This is a genomic window from Nevskia ramosa DSM 11499 (assembly GCF_000420645.1).
GTDB lineage: Bacteria > Pseudomonadota > Gammaproteobacteria > Nevskiales > Nevskiaceae > Nevskia > Nevskia ramosa.
In genome coordinates this window covers 1292375-1313468 of record NZ_ATVI01000005.1, presented here as the reverse complement: position 1 = coordinate 1313468, position 21094 = coordinate 1292375, and the positions used below count along the sequence as shown (strand labels likewise).

The 21094-nt window shown below is 66.6% G+C and carries 16 protein-coding genes; 10 read left to right on the top strand and 6 right to left on the bottom strand.

The annotated features are described in order from the left end of the window. The 3 genes from G513_RS0106525 to mprF form a co-directional block, all read right to left on the bottom strand. Complete coding sequence (locus tag G513_RS0106525; protein ID WP_022976022.1) at positions 1-798, bottom strand: tetratricopeptide repeat protein; 798 nt, start codon at positions 796-798, stop codon at positions 1-3. Between the two features lie 237 nt (positions 799-1035). Continuing rightward, entirely contained in the window at positions 1036-2430 is a 1395-nt protein-coding gene (locus G513_RS0106520) for an AcvB/VirJ family lysyl-phosphatidylglycerol hydrolase (protein ID WP_156891438.1), read from the bottom strand. Further along, the gene (mprF, locus tag G513_RS0106515) at positions 2427-4994 is read right to left on the bottom strand and encodes a bifunctional lysylphosphatidylglycerol flippase/synthetase MprF (RefSeq protein ID WP_245563069.1); all 2568 of its coding nucleotides are present in this window, start codon (positions 4992-4994) and stop codon (positions 2427-2429) included. Before mprF ends, G513_RS0106520 begins: the two co-directional genes overlap by 4 nt. Before the next feature lie 245 nt (positions 4995-5239). Between mprF and G513_RS21725 the strand changes: the two genes are divergently transcribed. The 5 genes from G513_RS21725 to G513_RS0106490 are packed head-to-tail and all read left to right on the top strand — an operon-like array spanning position 5240 to position 14465. Beyond that, positions 5240-6445, top strand: a complete 1206-nt coding sequence (locus G513_RS21725) for an efflux RND transporter periplasmic adaptor subunit (protein ID WP_022976019.1) — start codon at positions 5240-5242, stop codon at positions 6443-6445. Between the two features lie 10 nt (positions 6446-6455). Beyond that, complete coding sequence (locus G513_RS0106505) at positions 6456-9587, top strand: MdtB/MuxB family multidrug efflux RND transporter permease subunit (RefSeq protein WP_022976018.1); 3132 nt, start codon at positions 6456-6458, stop codon at positions 9585-9587. Beyond that, positions 9584-12673, top strand: coding sequence for an efflux RND transporter permease subunit (locus G513_RS0106500; protein WP_022976017.1), 3090 nt, complete (start codon positions 9584-9586; stop codon positions 12671-12673). Before G513_RS0106505 ends, G513_RS0106500 begins: the two co-directional genes overlap by 4 nt. Beyond that, complete coding sequence (locus G513_RS21720) at positions 12670-14082, top strand: efflux transporter outer membrane subunit (RefSeq protein ID WP_022976016.1); 1413 nt, start codon at positions 12670-12672, stop codon at positions 14080-14082. Before G513_RS0106500 ends, G513_RS21720 begins: the two co-directional genes overlap by 4 nt. Beyond that, complete coding sequence (locus G513_RS0106490; protein WP_022976015.1) at positions 14079-14465, top strand: hypothetical protein; 387 nt, start codon at positions 14079-14081, stop codon at positions 14463-14465. Before G513_RS21720 ends, G513_RS0106490 begins: the two co-directional genes overlap by 4 nt. Before the next feature lie 11 nt (positions 14466-14476). Here the strand turns inward: G513_RS0106490 and G513_RS0106485 are convergent, their stop codons facing one another. Continuing rightward, entirely contained in the window at positions 14477-15208 is a 732-nt protein-coding gene (locus G513_RS0106485) for a response regulator (RefSeq protein WP_022976014.1), read from the bottom strand. A 53-nt stretch (positions 15209-15261) separates the two neighbouring features. On the opposite strand from G513_RS0106485, the gene G513_RS24735 reads away from it, so the two are divergent. The 5 genes from G513_RS24735 to G513_RS25690 all read left to right on the top strand — a co-directional run bounded on the left by G513_RS24735 (position 15262) and on the right by G513_RS25690 (position 19354). Beyond that, the gene (locus G513_RS24735; protein ID WP_156891436.1) at positions 15262-17355 is read left to right on the top strand and encodes an ATP-binding protein; all 2094 of its coding nucleotides are present in this window, start codon (positions 15262-15264) and stop codon (positions 17353-17355) included. A gap of 134 nt (positions 17356-17489) precedes the next feature. Continuing rightward, positions 17490-17837, top strand: a complete 348-nt coding sequence (locus G513_RS0106475) for a hypothetical protein (protein WP_022976012.1) — start codon at positions 17490-17492, stop codon at positions 17835-17837. Between the two features lie 113 nt (positions 17838-17950). Further along, entirely contained in the window at positions 17951-18640 is a 690-nt protein-coding gene (locus G513_RS0106470; RefSeq protein ID WP_022976011.1) for a glycine zipper 2TM domain-containing protein, read from the top strand. A gap of 118 nt (positions 18641-18758) precedes the next feature. Continuing rightward, positions 18759-19064 (top strand): YXWGXW repeat-containing protein, encoded by a 306-nt coding sequence (locus tag G513_RS0106465; protein WP_022976010.1) that lies wholly within the window; start codon positions 18759-18761, stop codon positions 19062-19064. 125 nt (positions 19065-19189) lie between these two features. Beyond that, complete coding sequence (locus G513_RS25690) at positions 19190-19354, top strand: DUF3309 family protein (RefSeq protein WP_022976009.1); 165 nt, start codon at positions 19190-19192, stop codon at positions 19352-19354. Between the two features lie 41 nt (positions 19355-19395). On the opposite strand, the gene G513_RS0106455 is transcribed toward G513_RS25690, so the two are convergent. Beyond that, positions 19396-19890: a hypothetical protein gene (locus G513_RS0106455; protein ID WP_156891434.1), complete on the bottom strand. Its 495-nt coding sequence runs from the start codon at positions 19888-19890 to the stop codon at positions 19396-19398. Between the two features lie 9 nt (positions 19891-19899). Then, entirely contained in the window at positions 19900-21012 is a 1113-nt protein-coding gene (locus tag G513_RS0106450) for a GAF domain-containing sensor histidine kinase (protein WP_084711395.1), read from the bottom strand. Between the last annotated feature and the right edge of the window lie 82 nt (positions 21013-21094).

Here is a 21094-nt window from a genome sequence, read left to right as displayed (position 1 = left end):
CTACCAGCCGCTGTCATCGCTCCTGCTGCTGTCGTCATCCCAGCTGCTGGAATTGTCGATGCCGAAGTCCTGACCGCCCATCGTCGGATCTGCCGGCGTCTGATCCTGGAAGCGATCCCGATCATTGTTGACCGGTGCATAGCCGCCACCACGTTCGGACGGGCCATCAAGCAAGCGATGCACAAGCATCTCGCCGGCCACCATGCCGCCACCGATCGCAGCGCCGGTCGCGAGACTGCCGAGCAATCCCGAGCCAACACCGGGCGCGGCCGCAGGCGCTGCTGGGCCGTACGCAGGCGACGGCGTTTCGCCATAAGGCGTGGCCATGCGGGCAGCAGGTGCCGGACTGAAGCCGCGATTGCGGCCCAGCTTCCACATCAGGGCCGCGATCAGCAGGCCGACGGCCAGCGGCCAGAACCAGAAGCTCATGCCGTGCGAGGTCGCTGGGCCTGAAGCCTGAACCGAACGATTCTCGCGTGAGGCACCAAGGCTGGTCTTCAAGGCTTCCACCGCCTGCGGCTTGGCGAAGGCCAGGCCGGGATCGATCGAGGTCGCTCTGGCGAGTTCGGCGCGCGCGGCATTGGTCTGGTTCTGGCGGATCAGCAGCTCCGCTTCGACGAAGTGCGCCTTGGCGCTGTCCGGATGCGCCTTGAGTACCTCCTGCATCATCGACTGGGCTTCGGACAGATGCCCCGCGGCCGCCGTCCGATACACCTCGTCGATGCTGGCTTCAGCGAACACCGACCCGGAAACGAGGATCAGGGCGGCGACGAGGTGATGACGATGAAAGACGCGCATGGCTGGCTCTCCAGAGTGCAAGTGAATGAGCCATGCCGCGCCAAGCAGGCCGGCATGGCAATCACGAGGGAGACCACCTGCGGGGTTCCGCCGGCATCCCACTCGTGAGTGGATGCTGGGCGGCGATCTGGAACGGCTGATTTCATCTGCCGTTCCGGTCATTACATTTGAAACATGGGCAGTGTCTTCGAACCGCAGCGTCATGGCTGACGCTGCGGTTCGGGATCGATGCCCGACTTACTTGGCGTTCGACAGGATCAGTTCCACCAGCTTGTCGTAGTCGCCATCGAAGTGATGGCCGCCGGCCAGCGAGATGGCGCGGACATGCCCGGGCGGAATCTTCGGGCACAGCGAATCATCTTCATCCTGCCCGTAAAGGCACAGCGCCGAAGACGCGCTCAGTTTGCTGGCCTCCGGCAGGATCGGCGTGCCGCCATCATCGTCGCCGACCCAGTTGCCGAGATGAAACTCGAACGCGGCCTTTTCGCCGAGGCCCATCAGCACGGTCTCGACGACCAGCTGCTTCGACGCCGTCGGCAGACGGTTGACGGCGAACGGCAGCACATCGGCACCCTGCGAATAGCCGATCAGCAGCGCCTTGGATCGCTTCCAGTGGGCGGCGTAGAAGCGCAGCACCCGATCAAGATCGGTGGCCAGGCCCTGCGGCGTTCGCGGGGTCCAGAAGTAGCGCAGCGAATCGAGGCCGGCGACCGGAATGCCTTTCGCCGACAACGCATCGGCCACCTCCTTGTCCAGCCCTGCCCAGCCCCCATCGCCGGACAGCAGCACGGCGAAGGTATCGCCGGGAACGGTGGACGCGACTTCGACGATCGGCAGATCACCGAGACTCGGCGGCGGTGGTGGCGGTGCCTCGGCGACCTGCTTCTTGGTCATGGAACGATAGGCGCCGAGGTACTGCGGCAACCAGTTGGCGGGAGCCGAAAAGCCATGGCCGACCTTGGGCAAGGTGACCAGTTCGGCGCCCGGCACCTGGACGACGAAGTCACGGGTCGGCTTGGCCTTGCAGACCTGATCGATATCGCCCGCCAGCGCGATCCAGGGCACGCGCAGTTTCTTGGTCGGCAACAGGTCGACGCCCTTGCCATTCTTGCGCCGCGTGAACTGCACGTCCTCGCCCTTGCACAACGGTTTGCGGATTTCGAGATCCGGACAGAAGGCTAGCGAGATGGCACCGGCGAAGGTGCCGACCGGCGCCTGCACCGCCATCGCGTAGGCCAGGGTGGCACCGGAGGAATAGCCGACCAGCGTCGGCGTGAAATAGGTCGACAACTTCGCGTAGCCCTGCAGGTAGTGCGACAGGTTCTCCAGATCGCCGTCCGGGAACACGCATTGGTCGCCGTCCTTTTCGAGATCGCCGACCAGCTGCGGCATGCTGATGCCGGCCACCATCGCGCCTTCGTCGACCAGGGCCTGCGCCATGTTGGTCACATTCTTGTCCCAGCCGGCATCGCCGGACAGGAACAGCACGAAGGACTTGACCTCACCCTTCGGCTTGTAAAGCGTCACGTCCTTGAAGCGGCCGTGGGAAACCTTCTCCTGCGCGTATAGCGGCCCGCTCAGCAGCAAGCCGCCGATGACCAGCGCGCGCAGCAACCCTTTCATCTGCCTCATTTGCCAATGACTCCTCTCAGACCGCCGCTGATCAGCGCGGCAGTGTCGGTCAGCACGATCAGCGGCGTCACGCCCCCCGGTGAAGCGAGGTAGCGCGGCTCCCAGACCGGATCGAATTTTTCCTTGAACGCCCGCAGTCCCTGGAAGTTGTAGAAGTGCTCGCCATGCGAGAACAGCAAGCGTCCGAGACGGTGCCAGTTGGGCGCCAGCGGATGTTCGGCCATGCCGGACAACGGCGCCATCCCCAGGCCGAAGCGCAGGAAGCCCTGGGCCTGGAAATGCAGCATCAGCTGCGCGAACAGGTAGTCCATCGAGCCGCGCGGCGCATCCGGCAGATGGCGCATCAGATCGACGCAGGCCTCGATCCTGCGCTCGGTCGCCATCAGGGTCGCGAAGGCCACGGCCCGCGTGCCCTGGCGTACCACCGCCACCGGCTGACGTCGCACGTAGGCTTCGTCGAAGGCGCCGAGCGAAAAGCCTTTCTCGGCGGTGTTGTGCTCGCCGAGCCAGGCATCGGAGATCGCCTTGATCTCGGCCATCACCTGCGGCACGCCGATCACCGGGATCACCTCGAAGCTGAGGCCTTCGCGCTCGGCGCGATTGACGCCCTGGCGAAGATTGGCGCGTGCCTTCCCCTTCAGCGAGAAATCCGGCAAGGACACATGGGCGTCCTCGCCCAGCTTGAAGACACGCAGGCCGGCATCGAGATAAGCCGGCAAGGTCTGCGGCCGCACTTGATAGAACGAGGCGCGGCCACCGGATTCACGGGCGCGCTCCAGGAAGCGCCAGACCAGCTCCGGCCATTCGCTTTGAGGACCGACCGGATCGAACAGCGACACCCAGGAACGGCCATGACGGCCGAACATCACGAAGGCCTTGCCGGATTCGGAAAACAGCAGCTGCTTGTCGCCCATCAATGCCAGGCAGGCATCGGCCGAATCCTGCTGGCGGATGATCGCCTCGGCGTTCGACAACGAGGCTTCATCGGTCTTCACCAGCTTGCGCTGCGGTGGCCGCAGCAGCTGGCGCACGGCAATGGCCAGCGCCACCAGCGCCACGGCGACCAAGGCCCGCAGGGAACGCGGCGCATGGCCATCGAACTCGAACTGCCACCACAGATCGCGGCGGTATTCGACGTCCTGATAGGCGAAGAACAGCAGCCCGGTGAGCGCCGCCAGAATGGCGCCGACCGATAGCAGCCAGCCACCGGTGAACGGCTGCGCCAGCAGCGAAGCCTTGCGGGTGAACTGCTTGCGCGAAAGCGCCAGCGCGGCCACCAGCACGCTCAGCAGCGTCGCTTCCGACAAGGCAATGCCCTTCGGCAGGCACAGCACAAGACTCACGGCTGCGAGGACCAGACCGGCCCACCAGGCGGCATCGAGACGAAGCAGCATGCCGCGCGCCACGAACAGCAGGCCCAGGCCGGCGATGCTGCCGAGGAAGTGCGCGGCTTCGACCAGCGGCAGCGGCACGTGCAGGGACAGCAGCTCGGTTGCGGCGTCGGTCGCCGGTGTGACGCCGGATACCAGCAGCAGCACGCCGATCACCAGGCTGTAGGCCGCCAGCAGCAGCGGTGCCAGACCGGCCGCGGCACGGGTCACCGGTGCCGCGACGCCGCGCTGCAATTCCGAGATCACCAGCAGGCCTAGCGCCACCAGCAGCGGCAGCAGGTAATAGATCACCCGATAGAGCACCAGCGCGCCGGCCAGGGTTTCGGTCGGCACGTGGCCGCCGAGCGCCACCAGCATGATCGCCTCGAAGACACCGAGGCCGCCGGGCACATGGCTGATGATGCCGAGCACGGTGGCGATCGCGTAGAAGCCGACGAAGGCCGGAAAGCCGACCGCACCCGCTGGCAGCAGCAACCAGAGCACGGCCGCCGACGCGGCGATGTCGAGTGCCGAGAACAGCAGCTGCTGCACGGCCAGCGGGCCCGACGGTAGGCGTCGCGTGCTGGCTTCTCCAGCAGGCTGCGTCTCGTACTGGAAACAGCGCAGCAGCAGCCCTGCGGCAGCAGCCAGGATCAGCGCGGCGATCACCCGCAAGGCCAGCACCGGAAGATGGGCGACCGGCGCCACCGAGGCGGCGCCCCAGAGCAGCGCAGCGGCGCCGACCACGGTCACGCCGATGCCGAAGGCCGCGGCATTGAACGCGATGGCGCGAGAAATCTGGCCAGCCTCAACCCCGGCCGCACCGTACAGGCGCATGCGCACCGCGCCGCCGGTCAGCACGCCGAGGCCGATGGTATTGGCCAGCGCATAGGCGATGAACGCGGTCTTGGCGACCACCGGATAAGCGACCTTGGCACCGACATAGCGCAGCGAGGAATGGTCGTAGCCGGTCAGCGCCAGATAGCTCAGCGCCGTGGCCAGCACCGCCAGCGCCATCGCCCGCGGCGGCGTGTCCTGCACCGCCTGGATCACTTCCGCGTAGCTCATCTCCGCCATCAGGTGACGCAGCGCCTCGAACAGCAGCGCGGCCACCAGCACGACAAAACCACCCAGCAACCAGTGGCGCCAGCGTTGGCCCCACGACGACAAGCGCTCCATCTGGATTGGAGTCATAGATTCCGATTGTTCCCTTCGATGGCCGGAAGTTTCGCACTCCCCGGCATCCAGCGGTGTGACGGCCGTGACGGCGGATGTCATTTGCAACAGTCCGCCCGGTCATCTGAAACACCCCTGAGCCTTGCCGCAGTCAATCTGCGCTGGCAAGGCCTGCAGGAAGGCATGGCCGCTCACCAACTCGACCCGGAATCATGCGCAAGAACGCAGGCCCCCTCCTCTCCCTGCCCCGACTTCTGGTCGTCGTGCTGCTGATCGCGGCCGGCGGTGGCCTGTGGGCCTGGTCGTCACGTGCTCCGGCCGATGACGCTGCTGGCGCCACAGCAGGTCATCACGGCGGTGGCCCGGCGCAGGCGGTTTCCGCGGCACCAGTTCGGCGTCAGGACGTGCGGGTGATGGTCGCCGCGATCGGCAGCATGGCGGCCTCGAACACGGCCGTCGTCCGTGCTCAGGTCAGTGGCGTGCTGCAGAGCCTGAATTTTCGCGAAGGCCAGCAGGTGGAAGCCGGCCAGCCGATCGCCCAGATCGATCCGCGCGCGTTCGCCGCCGCCGCCCAGCAGGCCGATGGCGCGCTGGCGCGGGACAAGGCGCAGCTCGCCGGTGCCCAGGTCGATCTGCTTCGCTATCGGGATCTGTTCAGCAAGGATGCGATTCCGAAGCAGCAGCTCGATACCCAGGAAGCCCTCGTCCACCAGCTGGAAGGCACCACCCAGGTCGATGAGGCTGCGCTGGCGACGGCACGCCTGCAGCTCACCTACGCCAGGGTGGTGGCGCCGATCAGCGGCCGCGCCGGCCTGAAGCAGGCCGATCTCGGCAACCTGGTCCAGCCCGGCGATCCGAACGGCATCGTCAGCATCACCCAGACCCGTCCGATCACCCTGACTTTCGCGGTGCCGGCCGTGAACGTCACCGCGCTGATGCAGCAGCTGCGCGGCAAGCAGGCGATTCCGGTCGAAGTCTGGGACAGCGCCGGTCGGCAGCGGCTCGCCGTCGGCCGGGTCGATACCCTGGACAACGCGATCGATGCCAGCACCGACACGATCCGGGTCAAGGCGCTGTTCGCCAACGATGACGATGCACTGTTCCCCAATCAGGCGGTCAGCGTGCGCCTGCAGCTGGACGTGCTGAAGGACGCGCTGGTAGTGCCGCAGGCTGCCGTGCAGCGCGGTGCCAAGGGCTTCTACGTTTACGCGCTGGGACCGGACCAGACGGTCAGCGTCCGGCCGGTGGTGCAAGGCGCGGTCGATGGTGATCAGGTCGCCGTCACCGGCCCGCTGGAAGCCGGCGAGCAGGTGGTGGTCGATGGCGTCGATCGCCTGCATGAAGGCTCGAAAGTGGACGTGATCGGCGGCGCCGATCCGGCCGCGAATCCCGCCGCCGCCACTACCGGCGACCATCCGCATCGCCACGCCAAGGCATCTCCCGCCTCGGGTACTGCCAGCCCGAACTGAGCCGCCGACGATGAATCCCTCCCGTCTGTTCATCGAGCGTCCGGTCGCCACCTCGCTGCTGATGGTCGCGATCCTGCTCAGCGGCTTGCTGGCCTATCGCCTGCTGCCGCTGTCGGCGCTGCCGGAAGTCGATTACCCGACGATCCAGGTCACCACGCTCTATCCCGGTGCCAGCCCGGATGTCATCGCCACCACGGTCACCGCGCCGCTGGAGCGGCAGTTCGGGCAGATGCCGGGCTTGAGCCAGATGACCAGCACCAGCTCCGGTGGCGCTTCGCTGATCACCCTGCGCTTCTCGCTGGGCCTGGCGCTGGATATCGGCGAGCAGGAAGTGCAGGCGGCGATCAATGCCGCCACCAGCTTGCTGCCGGACGATCTGCCGGTGCCGCCGGTGTACGCCAAGGTCAATCCCGCCGATGCACCGATCCTGACCCTGGCGATCACCTCGAAGTCATTGCCGGTGACCCAGGTCCACGATCTCGCCGAGAACCGCCTCGCGCCCAAGCTTTCCCAGCTCACCGGCGTCGGTCTGGTCTCGATCGCCGGTGGCCAGCGGCCGGCGGTGCGCATCCAGGCCGACCCGAGCAAGCTCACCTCGCTGGGCATGTCGCTGGACGACGTGCGGACTGCGATCACCACCGCCAACGTCAATCAGGCCAAGGGCAGCTTCGACGGCGCCCAGCGCGCGTCGACCATCGATGCCAACGATCAGCTGCGCTCGGCCGCCGAGTACAAGAACCTGATCCTGGCCTGGAAGGATGGCCGGCCGTTGCGGCTGACCGATGTCGCACAGGTCGTCGATGACGCCGAGAACCGTCTGCTCGCGGCCTGGGCCGATCGTTTGCCGGGCGTGATCCTCAACGTGCAGCGGCAGCCTGGCGCCAACGTCATCGAGACCGTCGACCGGGTCAAGGCGCTGCTGCCGCGGCTGCAGGCTTCGCTGCCGTCGGCGCTCGATGTGCAGATCATCGCCGACCGCACCACCACCATCCGCGCCTCGGTGGACGACACCGAGTTCGAGCTGCTGCTGGCGATCGGCCTGGTGGTGATGGTGATCTTCCTGTTCCTGCGCAGCGTGCCGGCGACGCTGATTCCCAGCGTGGCAGTGCCGCTGTCGCTGGTCGGCACTTTCGGCGTGATGTACCTGGCCGGTTTCTCGATCAACAACCTGACCCTGATGGCGCTGACCATCGCCACCGGCTTCGTCGTCGACGACGCGATCGTGATGATCGAGAACATCGCCCGCTACATCGAGCTGGGCGATACGCCGCGGCAAGCCGCCTTGAAAGGCAGCCGGCAGATCGGCTTCACGATCATCTCGCTGACCGTGTCGCTGATCGCCGTGCTGATCCCGCTGCTGTTCATGGGTGATGTGGTCGGCCGCCTGTTCCACGAGTTCGCGATCACCCTGGCGGTGGCGATCCTGATCTCGGCATTCATCTCGCTGACCCTGACGCCGATGATGAGCGCCTACCTGCTCAAGCCTGCTGCCGCGCATCACCAGCCCGATACGATCGCGAAGAAACCAGGACTGTTCGAGCGCCTGATCGCCACCTATGGCCGCGCGCTGGACTGGGTGCTCGATCGACCGCGAGCAACGCTGCTGGCGTTCGTGGCAACGCTGGCGATCACTGCCCTGCTCTACCTGGCGGTGCCCAAGGGCTTCTTTCCGGTGCAGGACACCGGCCTGATCCAGGTGATCACCGAAGCGACGCAGACCACTTCGTTCGAGGCGATGTCCGAGCGCCAGCAGGCGGTTGCCGATGCGATCCTGAAAGATCCGGATGTCGATCACCTCACCTCGTTCATCGGCATCGACGGCGCCAATCCGACCCTCAACACCGGGCGCATGCAGATCACGTTGAAGCCGTTCGCCGAGCGCGATGCCTCGGCTTCGGAGGTGATTCGCCGGCTGAGCGTGGCAACGGCCAAGGTGCCGGGTGTCACCGCCTACATGCAGCCGGTGCAGGACCTGACCATCGAAGATCGGGTCTCCAAGACCCAGTACCAGTTCCTGCTCAGTTCGCCGAGCAACGAGGATCTGGCCAGTGCCACCAGCCGCCTGCTGGCGCGCCTGAAGACGCTGCCACAGCTGGCCGATGTCGCCAGCGATCTCCAGGACCAGGGCCTGCAGGCCTATGTGCAGATCGACCGCGAGGCGGCCGGCCGGCTCGGCGTCACCGTCGCCGCGATCGACACGGCGCTCTACAACGCCTTCGGCCAGCGGCTGATCTCGACCATCTACACGCAGAGCAGCCAGTACCGCGTGGTGCTGGAAGTGGCCTCCGACTACCAGCGCGGGCCGCAGGCGCTGCAGTCGCTCTACGTGCCAGGCGCCACCACCGCTGCCGATGGCACCACCACCCCCGTGCAGGTGCCGCTGAGTTCGGTGGCCCGCATCGTCGAGCAGCCGGCGGCACTCGCCATCAACCATGTCGCGCAGTTCCCGTCGGCGACCGTGTCGTTCAACCTGGCGCCGGGTGCGGCACTCGGTGCGGCCGTCGACGCGATCAAGGCCGAGGAAGCGAAGCTCGATCTGCCGGTCAGCGTCGAGACCAGTTTCCAGGGCGCGGCGGCGGCGTTCCAGGCGTCGCTGTCGAGCACCCTGCTGCTGGTGCTCGCCGCCGTGGTGACCATGTACATCGTCCTCGGCGTGCTCTACGAAAGCTTCATCCATCCGCTGACCATCCTGTCGACCCTGCCCTCCGCCGGCCTCGGCGCGCTGCTGGCGCTGCTGCTCGACGGCCAGGATCTCGGCGTGATCGGCATCATCGGCATCGTGCTGCTGATCGGCATCGTCAAGAAGAACGCGATCATGATGATCGACTTCGCCTTGTACGCCGAGCGCGAGGAAGGCAAGGCGCCACGTGCAGCGATTCACCAGGCTTGCCTGCTGCGCTTCCGGCCGATCCTGATGACCACGATGGCGGCGCTGTTCAGTGCGCTGCCGCTGATGCTCGGTGGCGGCGTCGGCCATGAGCTGCGCCATCCGCTCGGCGTGACCCTGGTCGGCGGCCTGATCGTCAGCCAGTTGCTGACGCTGTTCACGACGCCGGTCATCTACCTCGGCTTCTCTCGCCTGGCACAGCGCCTGAAGACGCGGCAGCCGCGGTCGGGGCTGGGGCCGGCCACCGTGTCATGAACATTTCCGCGCCGTTCATTGCCCGACCGGTAGCGACCACGCTGATCACCCTGGCGGTGGCGCTGTCCGGCGTGCTCGGTTATCGCCTGCTGCCGATCGCCTCGCTCCCGCAAGTCGATTTTCCGACCATCTCGGTCAGCGCTTCGCTGCCAGGCGCCAGCGCCGACACCATGGCGGCGACCGTATCGACGCCGCTGGAGCGGGCGCTGGGCAGCATTGCCGGAGTCAGCGAGATCACTTCGCGTTCGTCGCTGGGCGCCACCAGCATCACCCTGCAGTTCGATCTCAGCCGGGACATCAACGGCGCCGCGCGTGATGTCCAGGCGGCGATCAGCGCCGCGCGCACCTTGCTGCCCAGTGGCCTGCCGAGCAATCCGACCTACCGCAAGGTCAACCCGGCGGATGCGCCGGTGATGATCCTGGCGCTGACCTCGCAGACCTTGTCGCGCGGCCAGATGTACGACGCCGCGTCGACGGTGCTGGCGCAGCGTCTGGCGCAGGTCGATGGCGTTGGCCAGGTAACCATCGGCGGCAGCGCGCTGCCGGCGGTGAGAGTCGAACTCGATCCCGACAAGCTGGCCGCCAAGGGCATCTCGCTGGACAGCGTGCGGGTGGCGCTGACCGCGACCAATGCCAACGGGCCGAAAGGCTCGCTGGAGCTGGATGGCCGCAGCTGGCAGATCGGCGCCAACGATCAGGCGCGCAGTGCCGCCGAGTTCGCGCCGGTGCTGCTCAGCTATCACGATGGTGCGGCGGTGCGGCTGCGTGATGTCGGTACGGTGAGCGACTCGGTGCAGGACATCCGCAATTACGGCCTCGCCAACGGCGTGCCGGCGATCGTGCTGCTGGTGCAGAAGCAGCCGGGCGCCAATGTCATCGAGACCGTGCAGCGGGTGCGCGAACTACTGCCGCGCCTGCAGGCCTCGATTCCGCAGTCGATCAAGCTCGACGTGCTCAGCGATCGCACGCCGACCATCCGTGCTTCGCTGCACGAGGTCGAGCAGGCACTGGCGATCTCGATCGGTCTGGTCATCCTCGTCGTGTTGCTGTTCCTGCGCAGCTGGCGCGCGACCCTGCTGCCGGCGGTCGCGGTGCCAGTGTCGCTGGCCGGCACGCTCGGCCTGATGGCCCTGTTCGGCTACAGCCTCGACAACCTGTCGGCGATGGCGCTGACCGTGGCCACCGGCTTCGTCGTCGACGATGCCATCGTCGTTTCCGAGAACATCAGCCGGCATCGGGATCGCGGCATGGCGCCGCGTGCAGCGGCCTTGCTCGGCGCGCGCGAAATAGGTTTTACGGTGATCTCGATGTCCGTGAGTCTGGTCGCGGTGTTCATCCCGATCCTGCTGATGGGCGGCATCGTCGGCCGCATGTTCCGCGAGTTCGCGGTGGTGCTGTCGGTGGCGATCGGGGTGTCGATGCTGGTGTCGCTGACCACCACGCCGACCCTGGCGGCGGCGTTGCTGAAGCCGGCCGACAAGCCGCGTCGTGCAGGCCGGCTGGCGAGCACGCTGCAACGCCGCTACCGCCATTCGCTGCAATGGACCTTGCGCCATCAGCCGCTGGCGCTGCTGGTGCTGATCGGAGTCATCACGCTCAACGTCTATCTGTACGGCACCATTGCGAAGTCCTTCTTCCCGGAGCAGGACACCGGCGTGGTCACCGGCAGCGTCAAGGCCGATCAGGGCAGTTCCTTCCAGCTGATGCAGCAGCGGCTCGATCGCTTCATGGCGATCATCCGCAGCGATCCGGCAGTGGCCAATGTCATCGGCTCCACCGGTGGTGGCAGCGGCAGCAGCGCCCAGCGCAACACGGCGACCTTCTTCATCTCGCTGAAGCCGCGCATCGAGCGCGAGCCGGCGGAGACGGTGATCGCCCGCCTGCGAGCCCGGCTGGCCCACGAACCAGGCGCCCGGCTGACCCTGGTGCCGGTGCAGGACATCCGCATCGGCGGCCGGCAGTCCGATGCCCAGTACCAGTACACCCTGCAGGCCGATGACGTCGCCACCCTGCGCACCTGGGAGCTGAAGATCCGCAAGACCCTGACGCAGCTGCCGGAGCTGACCGACGTCAGCACCGATCAGCAGGACACCGGCCTGCAGACTTCGCTGAGCATCGACCGCGACGCGGCCTCGCGCCTCGGCGTGACCATCGCCAATCTCGACAGCACCCTGAACGATGCCTTCGGCCAGCGCCAGGTCGGCGTCATCTACAACCCGCTGAATCAGTACCGGGTGGTGATGGAACTGGCGCCGCAGTTCCTCGAAGGCCCGCAGACGCTGCAGCGCCTGTACGTGACCAGCAACACCGGTGCGCAGGTGCCACTGTCGGCCTTCGCCAAGGTCGAAACCACCAACACGCCGCTGGCCGTCAATCATCAGAGCGGCGTGCCGGCGGCGACGATCAGCTTCAACCTGCCGCCCGGAGGCTCGCTGTCGGCCGCCACCGAAGCGATCGTCAACGCCGTGGCGCGGATGGCGCCGCCGGCTTCGGTGCGCGGCAGCTTTGCCGGCACTGCCAACGCCTTCAAGGCATCGCTGGCCTCGCAACCGCTGCTGATCCTGGCCGCGATCGTCACCATCTATCTGGTGCTCGGCATCCTCTACGAAAGCCTGATCCACCCGATCACGATTCTCTCCACCCTGCCCTCGGCCGGCATCGGCGCGCTGCTGGCGGTGATGCTCTGCGGCCGGGACTTTTCGATCATCGCCCTGATCGGCGTGATCCTGCTGATCGGCATCGTCAAGAAGAACGCGATCATGATGATCGACGTCGCCATCGTCCGGCAGCGCGAGTCCGCGATCAGCGCCGGTGCTGCGATCTATCGCGCGGCGAGCCTGCGGCTGCGGCCGATCCTGATGACCACCTTCGCGGCGATCTTCGGCGCCGTGCCGCTGGCGCTGGGCCGCGGCGACGGTGCCGAACTGCGCCAGCCGCTCGGCATCGCCATCGTCGGCGGCCTGATCCTCAGCCAGCTGCTGACGCTCTACACCACGCCGGTGGTGTTCGTGCTGCTCGATCGTCTGCGCCGCCGCCGTCCGCGTCAGGCATTCCATGCCATTGCCCAGGCCCTGCCCGCCCCATGAAGCCTCGTATCCACTTTCGCGGCATCGCTCTGACCCTGCTCGCTGGCTGTCTCGCCGGCTGCGCGGTGACCGCCGTCAAGCCGCCCGAGCCGGTCACGGCACCGGTCGCCTTCAAGGAAACCGGCGACTGGCAGAAGGCAGCCGCGCTCGGCGCGCCGATTCCCGACGACTGGTGGACCTTGTTCCAGGACCCGGTGCTCGACGATCTCGAACAGCGGCTGGTGATCGGCAACGAGAACCTCAAGGCCACGGCCGCCGCCGTCGCCAATGCGCGAGCCGTCTACGCCGCCAGCCGCACGGCCTTCCTGCCCAGCCTGTCGGCCGGCCTCGATGCCCAGCGCGGCAAGGACCCGTTCACCGTATCGGCGACCGCCAGCTGGGAGCTGGACCTCTGGGGACGCTTGTCGCAGGCGAAAACCGGGGCTGCGGCATCGCTGCAGGCGAGCGCCGACGATCTCGCTGCGGCGCAGTTGTCGGCCCAGGCAGTCCTGGCGGAGACCTATTTCTCCCTGCGTACCGCCGAGGCGCAGCGTTCGCTGTTCGAGCGCAGTGCGACGGCCTACCAGCATTCACTCGATCTGACCCAGATCCGCTATGACGGCGGCGTCGCCGGCCGCAGCGATGTGCTGCAGGCGACCACTCAGCTGAAGACCACGCAGGCGCAGATCGCTGAGCTGAATGCCCAGCGCGCCCAGCTTGAACACGCGATCGCCGTGCTGCTCGGCGTGCCACCGTCGGCGCTGGATCTGAACCCCACGGCGGTGCTGCCCGCGGCACCGCCGGTGCCCGAACAGTTGCCGGCCAGCCTGCTCGAACGCCGGCCGGACATCGCCGCCGCGCAACGCCGTGTGATCGCCGCCTACGCGCAGATCGGTGTTGCCGACGCGGCCTGGTTTCCGACCCTGAGTCTGTCGGCGACGGCCGGCTACATCGGCGATGCGCTCACCGGCCTGATCAGCGCGCCGAACTTCGCCTGGACCGTCGGCGCCAATCTGGCTGAAGTGATCCTCGACGGCGGTCAGCGGCGGCTGGCCAGCGCCCAGGCGCGCGCCGATGCCGATCAGGCGACGGCGAGCTATCGGCAAACCGTGCTCACCGCGCTGCAGGAAGTGGAAGACAACCTGGTGCTCGCCGACCAGCTGCAGCAGGAGTCGCAGCTGCAGGATCAGGCGCTGGCCGCTGCCCAGCGCAATGTCGAGATCACCCTGGACCAGTACCGGGACGGCACGCTCAGCGCGCTCAACGTGGTGATCGCGCAGACCGCCGCCTTGAACAGCGAGAACAACCTGCTCGGCGTCCGCAATCGCCAGCTGGCGGCGGTCGATCAGCTGCTGAAGAACATCGCCGGCCGTTGGCAGCCGGTCAACGCCAGGACTGCGGCGATCGCCGCCGCGCCGGACGGCTCATGAGCAGCTCGGTCAGCAATTCCGTCTTCGCCGAGCTACGCTTCTGGCTGATGGTGACGCTGTCCACCGGCCTGCCGATCGGCATCTACGCGGTGTTGCTGGTCAAGCATGCGATCTCGCCGCGCAACGTGCTGCTGCTGGGCCTGGCACTGATTGCAGTCGCAGGGCTCGATGTCTATTTCCTGCAGAGCCTGGCGCTGCTGGCCAAGGACACGCCGTCGCTGTCCGACGATTGGGTCTTCACCTCTCAGGTCTCGGTGGCGCTGTACCTGTTGCCGGCGATGTTCGGCGGCGTCGGCGTCAACGTCATCTCCCATGTGCTGGTGCGTCACCTGGCCGAAGCGGAGCGGCGCTTCACAAGGGAGCATCCGGAGAGCCGATCCTGATCGGCCCGGATTCAGAACAGGGTTTCGACCGTGCTGGCCAGCTGGTAGCCGGCGCCGCGCTCGGTGCGGATCAACTCCGGCTTGGCCGGATCGGTTTCGATCTTCAGCCGCAGCCTGCGGATCTGCACGTCGATGGTGCGGTCGTAGACCTCGGCCTCGTGCAGCCGCGACAAGGACAGCAGCTGGTCGCGGGTCAGCACCCGCTGCGGCGCGCGGCACAGCGCGTTGAGCAGGCTGAATTCGCCGTTGGAAAGCGCAACCGTATCGCCGGCCGGCGAACGCAGCCGCCGGGTGCGCAGGTTCAATTCCCAGCCGGAGAAGCGGAAGGCGCGGCGCGAGCCATCACGCTCCGGCAAGGTCGCCTGCACCTGATAGCGGCGCAGCACCGCGCGCACGCGGGCCAGCAACTCGCGCGGGCTGAACGGCTTGGTCACGTAGTCGTCGGCGCCGAGTTCCAGGCCCATGACCCGGTCGGCTTCCTCGCTGCGGCCGGTCAGCAGGATCACCGGCACCGTGGCGCGTTCGCGCAAGGTCCGCGCCAGCTGCATGCCGTCCTCGCCCGGCAGCTTGAGATCGAGCAGCACCAGATCGATCGCCTCGCGATCCATCGCCTCGAACAGTTCGCGGCCGTTGCTGCCGGCGCTGACCCGCATTTCGTTCTGGCTCAGATACTCGACCACCAGCTCGCGAATGGCCGGGTCGTCATCGATGACCAGAATGTGGGGCTCGCTGGTGCTGGTCATCGTGTCCGGTGTGAAAGCGCATGGCCCGGAAGCAGGCTGAAGTATCGTAGCGCATGAATATCGCCTCCCCGAACAGACGACCCGATGCGAGGTTGTGGTGGCTGGCGGTGGGCATGGCGCTGAGCCTGATCGCCGCCTCTGCCACGGCGCTCTGGCATCTACGGCGGGACGCGCTGGCGGCCCAGACGCGGGAGCTGAGTCTGCTGTCGCTGGCGCTGGCCGACGAAGTCGAACGCAGCCTGCAAGGCGCCGAGGAAGGCTTGCTGGCGATTCGCGGCGAACTGGCCGACGCCCGTCTGCCGGCCAGCGGCGCCGACGCCCAGGTGGCGCTGCAGACCCGCGTCAAACTGATGCCGCTGGTACAGACCTTGTGGCTGCTCGGCGATGGCGGCCAGCTGATCGCCGGCTCGGATACCAGCCCCGCGCCGGAGCCTGCGAGCTTCCTGCCGGCCTTGTCCGGACTGGCGATCGACGATATCGCCATCAGCCGTCCGTTCCGGGTCGACGCCCTGCCGGAAGCCGGTGTTGCCCTCGCCATCCGCTTCCGTGCGGTGCCCGGCATCGGCGACGGCTGGATCATCGCCGCCTTGCCGGCAACCAGTCTGCTCGGCGCGTTCTCCGCCGCCAGCCCGGCCGCCGATGCGCGCATGGCCGTGTTCCGAGCCGATGGCGCGCGGCTGGCCGGCCTCATCGTCGCCAGCCAGGTGCTTGACGAAGCGACGTTGGCGCAGCGGCTGGCCGCACGTACGAGCATGGAACTGCATCGCTTCCGTGATGGCAGCGAGCGTCTGGTCGGTCTGCACCGGCTGCAGCGCTATGGCCTCAGTGTGGTCATGACCCGCGACCTCGATGCGGTGCTTCACGAATGGCGGGGAGCAACGCGGCTGACTGCCGCCGCACTCGGCCTGGCGCTGCTGGTGCTGTTCGCCGCGGTGCGCGTGGTGCAGCGCGCCGACCGACGGCGCAGCGAGGCGCAGCAGGCGCTGCAAGCCCAGCAGGCTCGCGCCGGCAAGCTGGAGTCCCTGGGTACCTTGGCCGGCAGCGTGGCGCACGACTTCAACAACCTGCTGGCCTCGATCGTCGGCTTCGGCGAAATGGCCCGCGACCTCGCGCCAGCGAGCGGCAACCAGGCGCGTTATCTCGATCGAGTGCTGCAGGCCGCCGAGCGCGGCAAGTCGCTGGTCGAACGCATCCTGTCGTTCAGCAAGGGCGGCGCGCAGAACTCGGACATCTTCGAACTCGGCCCGGTGATCGAGGAAGTGCTCGACCTGCTGGCCGGCTCGCTGCGTCCTGGCCTGGTGCTGGAGCGCGCGCTCGAAGCACCGGGTGCGCTGCTGCGCGGCGATTCCACCCAGGCCTACGAAGCGGTGCTTAATCTCTGCACCAACGCCCTGCAGGCGATGCCTGACGGCGGCATGGTCAGCGTCCATCTGCGGCGCCTGGAGATCGGCGAAGCGCAGGTGCTGTCGCACAGCCAGCTCGCTGTTGGTCGCTATCTGGAACTGAGTGTGGCCGACCAGGGCCGTGGCATCACACCGGCCGTGATGGAGCATCTGTTCGAGCCGTTCTTCACCACCCGCAGCAGCGAGTCCGGCACTGGTCTGGGACTGGCCGTGGTGCATGGCGTGGTCGCCGAGTTCGGCGGCGCGATCGACGTCCGCAGCCGTCCCGGCAAGGGCGCGCGCTTCAGCTTGTATCTGCCTGAATACCGGATGGGTGCGGCCAGCGATCAACCGCTGACAGAGACCGCCGTTGCGAGTGCAGCGAGCGGCGCAGCACGTTCTGAAACGACGGTACTGGTCGTCGATGACGAGCCGGCGCTGGTCGATCTGCTGACAGCGATGCTTCGCGGTCTCGGCTATCAGGCCGAAGGCAGCAGCGATCCTCAAGCCGTGTTGCAGGCGTTGCGCGAGCAGCCCGAGCGCTACGCCATCGTCATCACCGACGAGACCATGCCCGGCCTGAGCGGTACAGCCATGACCGAAGCGCTACGCCAATTCGCGCCGCGGTTGCCGGTGCTGCTGATCAGCGGCTACGGCGGTCCGGCGCTCGCCGAGCGGGCCCTGGCGGCCGGTGTGACGCGGGTGCTGGCCAAGCCCATCGAACGCGCCGAGCTTGTGCAGGCGCTCGACGAACTGCTGAGCTGAGTCGGGTCCAGCAGAAGTATTTCAGTTGCAACACGGTTGGTGCCGCGCCGACACAGCGCAGTGCAAAGGCGGCGGGAAGATGCTTCGGCGCATCGATCCCGATGCTTGCTCTGCCAGGGGATCAGGTAACGGTCATGACCACATCGACGGATACGCCGGTGACAAAAGCCTTGACGGCCCGCCTGGTGCTCCACACCGGCGGTGCCGATCGGCCGATCGGCCCGACGCGGCGCTGGCTGGCCCGCTGCGTGACCAGCCTCGGCTTCGCCGCACAGGCGCCGCTCAGTCTGCGCATCGAAGACCAGGACGGCATCAGTGTGCTTGCCGTCGATGACGCAGCCGCGCTGATCGAGCTGCCGCTGCCCGCCGGCATCTACCGCATCACCGCGCAGCGTGGCAGCTGGCGGCGCGGCTACACGATGAACCTGCCGCAAGGCGGCCTGTTCGATCTCGATCTTCGCGATCTCGCCGACTTCCGCTGAAGCCACATTGCAGCTGTAACAGGCCAATGGCGTTCTGAAATATCGCCGCTACCCGGCGCGCTCAATCTTCAACTGCGGCATTTGCCGCGTAGGGCTTCAGGAAGGAACGCACCATGAACACCAAATTCAAGAGATCCCTGATCGCGATGAGCCTGGCCTCGGCCTGCAGCGTCGCGGAGGCTGCCGAGTACGGCAGAGTCGTCTCCAGCACGGAAGTGACCGCCGAGGTCGCCGTGCCCCAGCAGGACTGCTACGACCAGCCGACCGTCGTGAAGCCGGAAACCAGTGGCGGCGGCGCGGTGCTCGGTGCAGTGGTCGGTGGCGTGGTCGGCAACCGCTTCGGTGCCGGCAGCGGCCGTGCGCTGGCGACTGGTGTCGGCGCGGTCGTCGGTGCGGTGGCGGGCAACAAGGTCGAAGCCGGCAGCACGCCGGACGTGCACACCTCGGTGCGCAACTGCCAGAACGCGGTGAGCTACGAACGTCGCGTGGTCGGCTATGACGTGGTCTATGACTACAACGGCCGTCGCTACAGCACGCGCCTGGATCACGATCCCGGTGACCACATCGAACTGGCTGTGAGCGCCACGCCGGTCGGTCAGACGGTGACCAGCACGCAGCCGCCGCCGACCGTGGTCTATGCCGATCAGAGCCCGACGGTCATCTACGCCGCGCCGCCGCCGGTCTACTACAGCTATCCGTATGGCTACTCGTCATATGGATACGGCTACCCCTATGGATATGGCGGCTACGGCGGCACCAGCGTCGTGGTCGGTGTCCATGGTGGCCATTACGGTCATCGCTGAGTTTGGGCTGCGGACGCCAACTGGTGATCCGCAGTCTGGTGGCCGATGCGTGTTGTCCGGGTCGCCCCCGAGACCCGCACAACGCTCGTCGGCCCGCTTCACCGAAGGAGGATTTGCCATGTCATCGAACAAGCTGTTGCCAGCGTCCCTGCTGACGCTGAGCCTGCTGAGTGTCCCGGTGCTGAGTCAGGCACGGACCGTCGTCGAGATCGAGGTCGCGCCACCCCCGCCGGTGGTCGAAGTGATTCCGGCGCAGCGCCCGGGCGTGGTCTGGGCGCCGGGCTTCTGGTTCTGGGAGGACGGCCACCATGTCTGGCACTCCGGCCACTGGATCGAGGAGCGCCGCGGCTACTACTGGGTGCCTGATCGCTGGGTGCATTACGGCAACCGCTACCGGCACGAGGAAGGCCACTGGCAGCGTTGATGCCAGCGAGCGGGATCGCCCTCAGCTGATCGGGAACGTCGCTTGCCGCCTGTCATCGAAGCCGCAGGAAAATCTGCGGCTCATGAACTGGCATCTGCCAGTCGATCACTACGGGAGACAAGCGAATGGACCTGCTGCTGATTCTGATCCTCGTGCTGTTGCTGTTTGGTGGTGGTGGCGGCCTCTACTGGGGACTGGGCGCCGGCTGGGGCATCGGTCCGATCGGCTTGATCGTGGTGGTGATCGTCGTCGCCTATCTGCTCAACGGCCGACGCGGTCCTCGTCTCTGAGCACTGCCGGGCAGCGGCAATGCTCTGCCGCTGCCCGGCAATCAGTCTCGGCAATAGCCTTCGCCGGCATTGATGGTCAGACAGTTGGATTTGTCCTGCAGCCACTTCATGCCGGTCTGCTTTCCGTCCGTAGCCCGTATCGATTCGGTCTTGCCGTTGCGATCGAACACCAGATGATCGCCCGCGGTCTTTGCCGCATAAGGCTTGGGTCCGTCGAGATCGGCGATCTCGAGCGCGTATCCGCCTTCGCTCTTGGTGATGCTCAGATAAGTGCCCTCCGGGCCGTTCCATCGTCCGATCCATTGATCGGCGTTGAACTCGGGCGCCCTGCCAGCCGTTGACGTGGCTGCTGCGGCAGCAGGCTGCATCGAACCTTCATTGCCTTGCTGGTGGCAGCCCGCAAGCAGCAGAACCGCCACGCCGAGTACCTGCCATTTTCCTGTTGTCATCCTGGCCTCGCTTGATGCGTTTTTCGCAGCTCGGTAGCTATTACACCGAGCGATCGTTTCGAGTTGCCAATCGGTGCAAATCGGCAAGCCGAACCACTACGCCAGATCCGCAGGCATGGTCAGCGTGAAGGTCGTACCGGCCGATTCCGACAGGACGTTCAAGCTGCCGCTGTGCGCCTTGGCGATCTCGGACGCGATGAACAGGCCCAGTCCCAGGCCCTCGTGCTCGTTGCCGTCCGCCACGCGATAGAACGGTTCGAACAGGCGTTCGAGGATATCGGCCGGAATCACCGTGCCCGCATTGCTGACCGACAGATTGAAAGTCTCATCCCTGCAGCGCGCCACGACTCGGACGACACCCGCCGGATCGCCGTGCGTCAGCGCGTTGCCGAGCAGGTTCGACAACAGCTGGCCGATGCGGACCGAATCGCAGAACACCGGTTCCGAGATGTCGAACAGCAGTTCGATATGTCTGCCCGGATGAATCGAGGTCAGTTCGGCAACGATGTTGCTCAGGGTCGCTTCCAGGGCTCGATTCGATTCCTTGGTCAGGACGATGCCGCCGCCCAGACGTCCCCGTGCGAAATCCATCAGATTCTCGATCAGCTGAGCCATGCGATGGCCGCTGGTCTTGATCCGCTTCGCCGCCGCCATCCCCTGTTCGACCAGCGGTGTGCGCAGCAGCACTTCCGCGGACATCATCATCGAAGACAGCGGGTTTCTCAGGTCGTGGCCCAGCACTGCGATGAACTGTTCGCGCAGCTGGGCGGTTTCCTGCTGCGCCGAGACGATCGCCTGGGTTTCCCGCAGCCGATCCTCGACATCCAGCTGCAGGCTGATCAGCTGGGAATAGAGTTCGAACAGCTTGAGCGTTTCGCCTTCGCCGAGCCTCGCGGGCTTGGGGTCCAGCGCGCACAGCGTGCCGAAGTGCTCGCCATTGCTGCGGACGATCGGATACGAGATATAGCTCTCGAAGCCGTACAACTTCGGCGTGTGATGGTCTTTGAAATCCGGATCTTCAGCAACGTGGTCGATCATGATCGGAGCACCGCTGAGCCGGACTTCATGGCACAGCGTGCTTTTCAGTTCCAGATCATCACCAGGCTGAAGGCCGAAGGCGAGCTCGTCACGGACGGCGCAGAGCGTCCACGTCGTATCGGTGACCCGTGCCACGGCCGCGAATCGCAGGCCTGTCGATCGGCAGATCATTTCCAGGATGGACGGCACGGCACTGATGCGGCCGATGGTCTGGACATCGAGTTCGATGGCCCTGGATTGCAGTTTCGAGTTT

Coding starts and splice junctions, on each gene's coding strand:
- G513_RS0106465 (WP_022976010.1), top strand. CDS start 18,759: ATGTCATCGAACAAGCTGTTGCCAGCGTCCCTGCTGACGCTGAGCCTG.
- G513_RS0106525 (WP_022976022.1), bottom strand. CDS start 798: ATGCGCGTCTTTCATCGTCATCACCTCGTCGCCGCCCTGATCCTCGTT.
- G513_RS0106500 (WP_022976017.1), top strand. CDS start 9,584: ATGAACATTTCCGCGCCGTTCATTGCCCGACCGGTAGCGACCACGCTG.
- G513_RS0106490 (WP_022976015.1), top strand. CDS start 14,079: ATGAGCAGCTCGGTCAGCAATTCCGTCTTCGCCGAGCTACGCTTCTGG.
- G513_RS0106520 (WP_156891438.1), bottom strand. CDS start 2,430: ATGAGGCAGATGAAAGGGTTGCTGCGCGCGCTGGTCATCGGCGGCTTG.
- G513_RS0106485 (WP_022976014.1), bottom strand. CDS start 15,208: ATGACCAGCACCAGCGAGCCCCACATTCTGGTCATCGATGACGACCCG.
- mprF (WP_245563069.1), bottom strand. CDS start 4,994: ATGACTCCAATCCAGATGGAGCGCTTGTCGTCGTGGGGCCAACGCTGG.
- G513_RS24735 (WP_156891436.1), top strand. CDS start 15,262: ATGAATATCGCCTCCCCGAACAGACGACCCGATGCGAGGTTGTGGTGG.
- G513_RS0106470 (WP_022976011.1), top strand. CDS start 17,951: ATGAACACCAAATTCAAGAGATCCCTGATCGCGATGAGCCTGGCCTCG.
- G513_RS0106505 (WP_022976018.1), top strand. CDS start 6,456: ATGAATCCCTCCCGTCTGTTCATCGAGCGTCCGGTCGCCACCTCGCTG.
- G513_RS0106475 (WP_022976012.1), top strand. CDS start 17,490: ATGACCACATCGACGGATACGCCGGTGACAAAAGCCTTGACGGCCCGC.
- G513_RS0106450 (WP_084711395.1), bottom strand. CDS start 21,012: ATGATCTGCCGATCGACAGGCCTGCGATTCGCGGCCGTGGCACGGGTC.
- G513_RS21720 (WP_022976016.1), top strand. CDS start 12,670: ATGAAGCCTCGTATCCACTTTCGCGGCATCGCTCTGACCCTGCTCGCT.
- G513_RS25690 (WP_022976009.1), top strand. CDS start 19,190: ATGGACCTGCTGCTGATTCTGATCCTCGTGCTGTTGCTGTTTGGTGGT.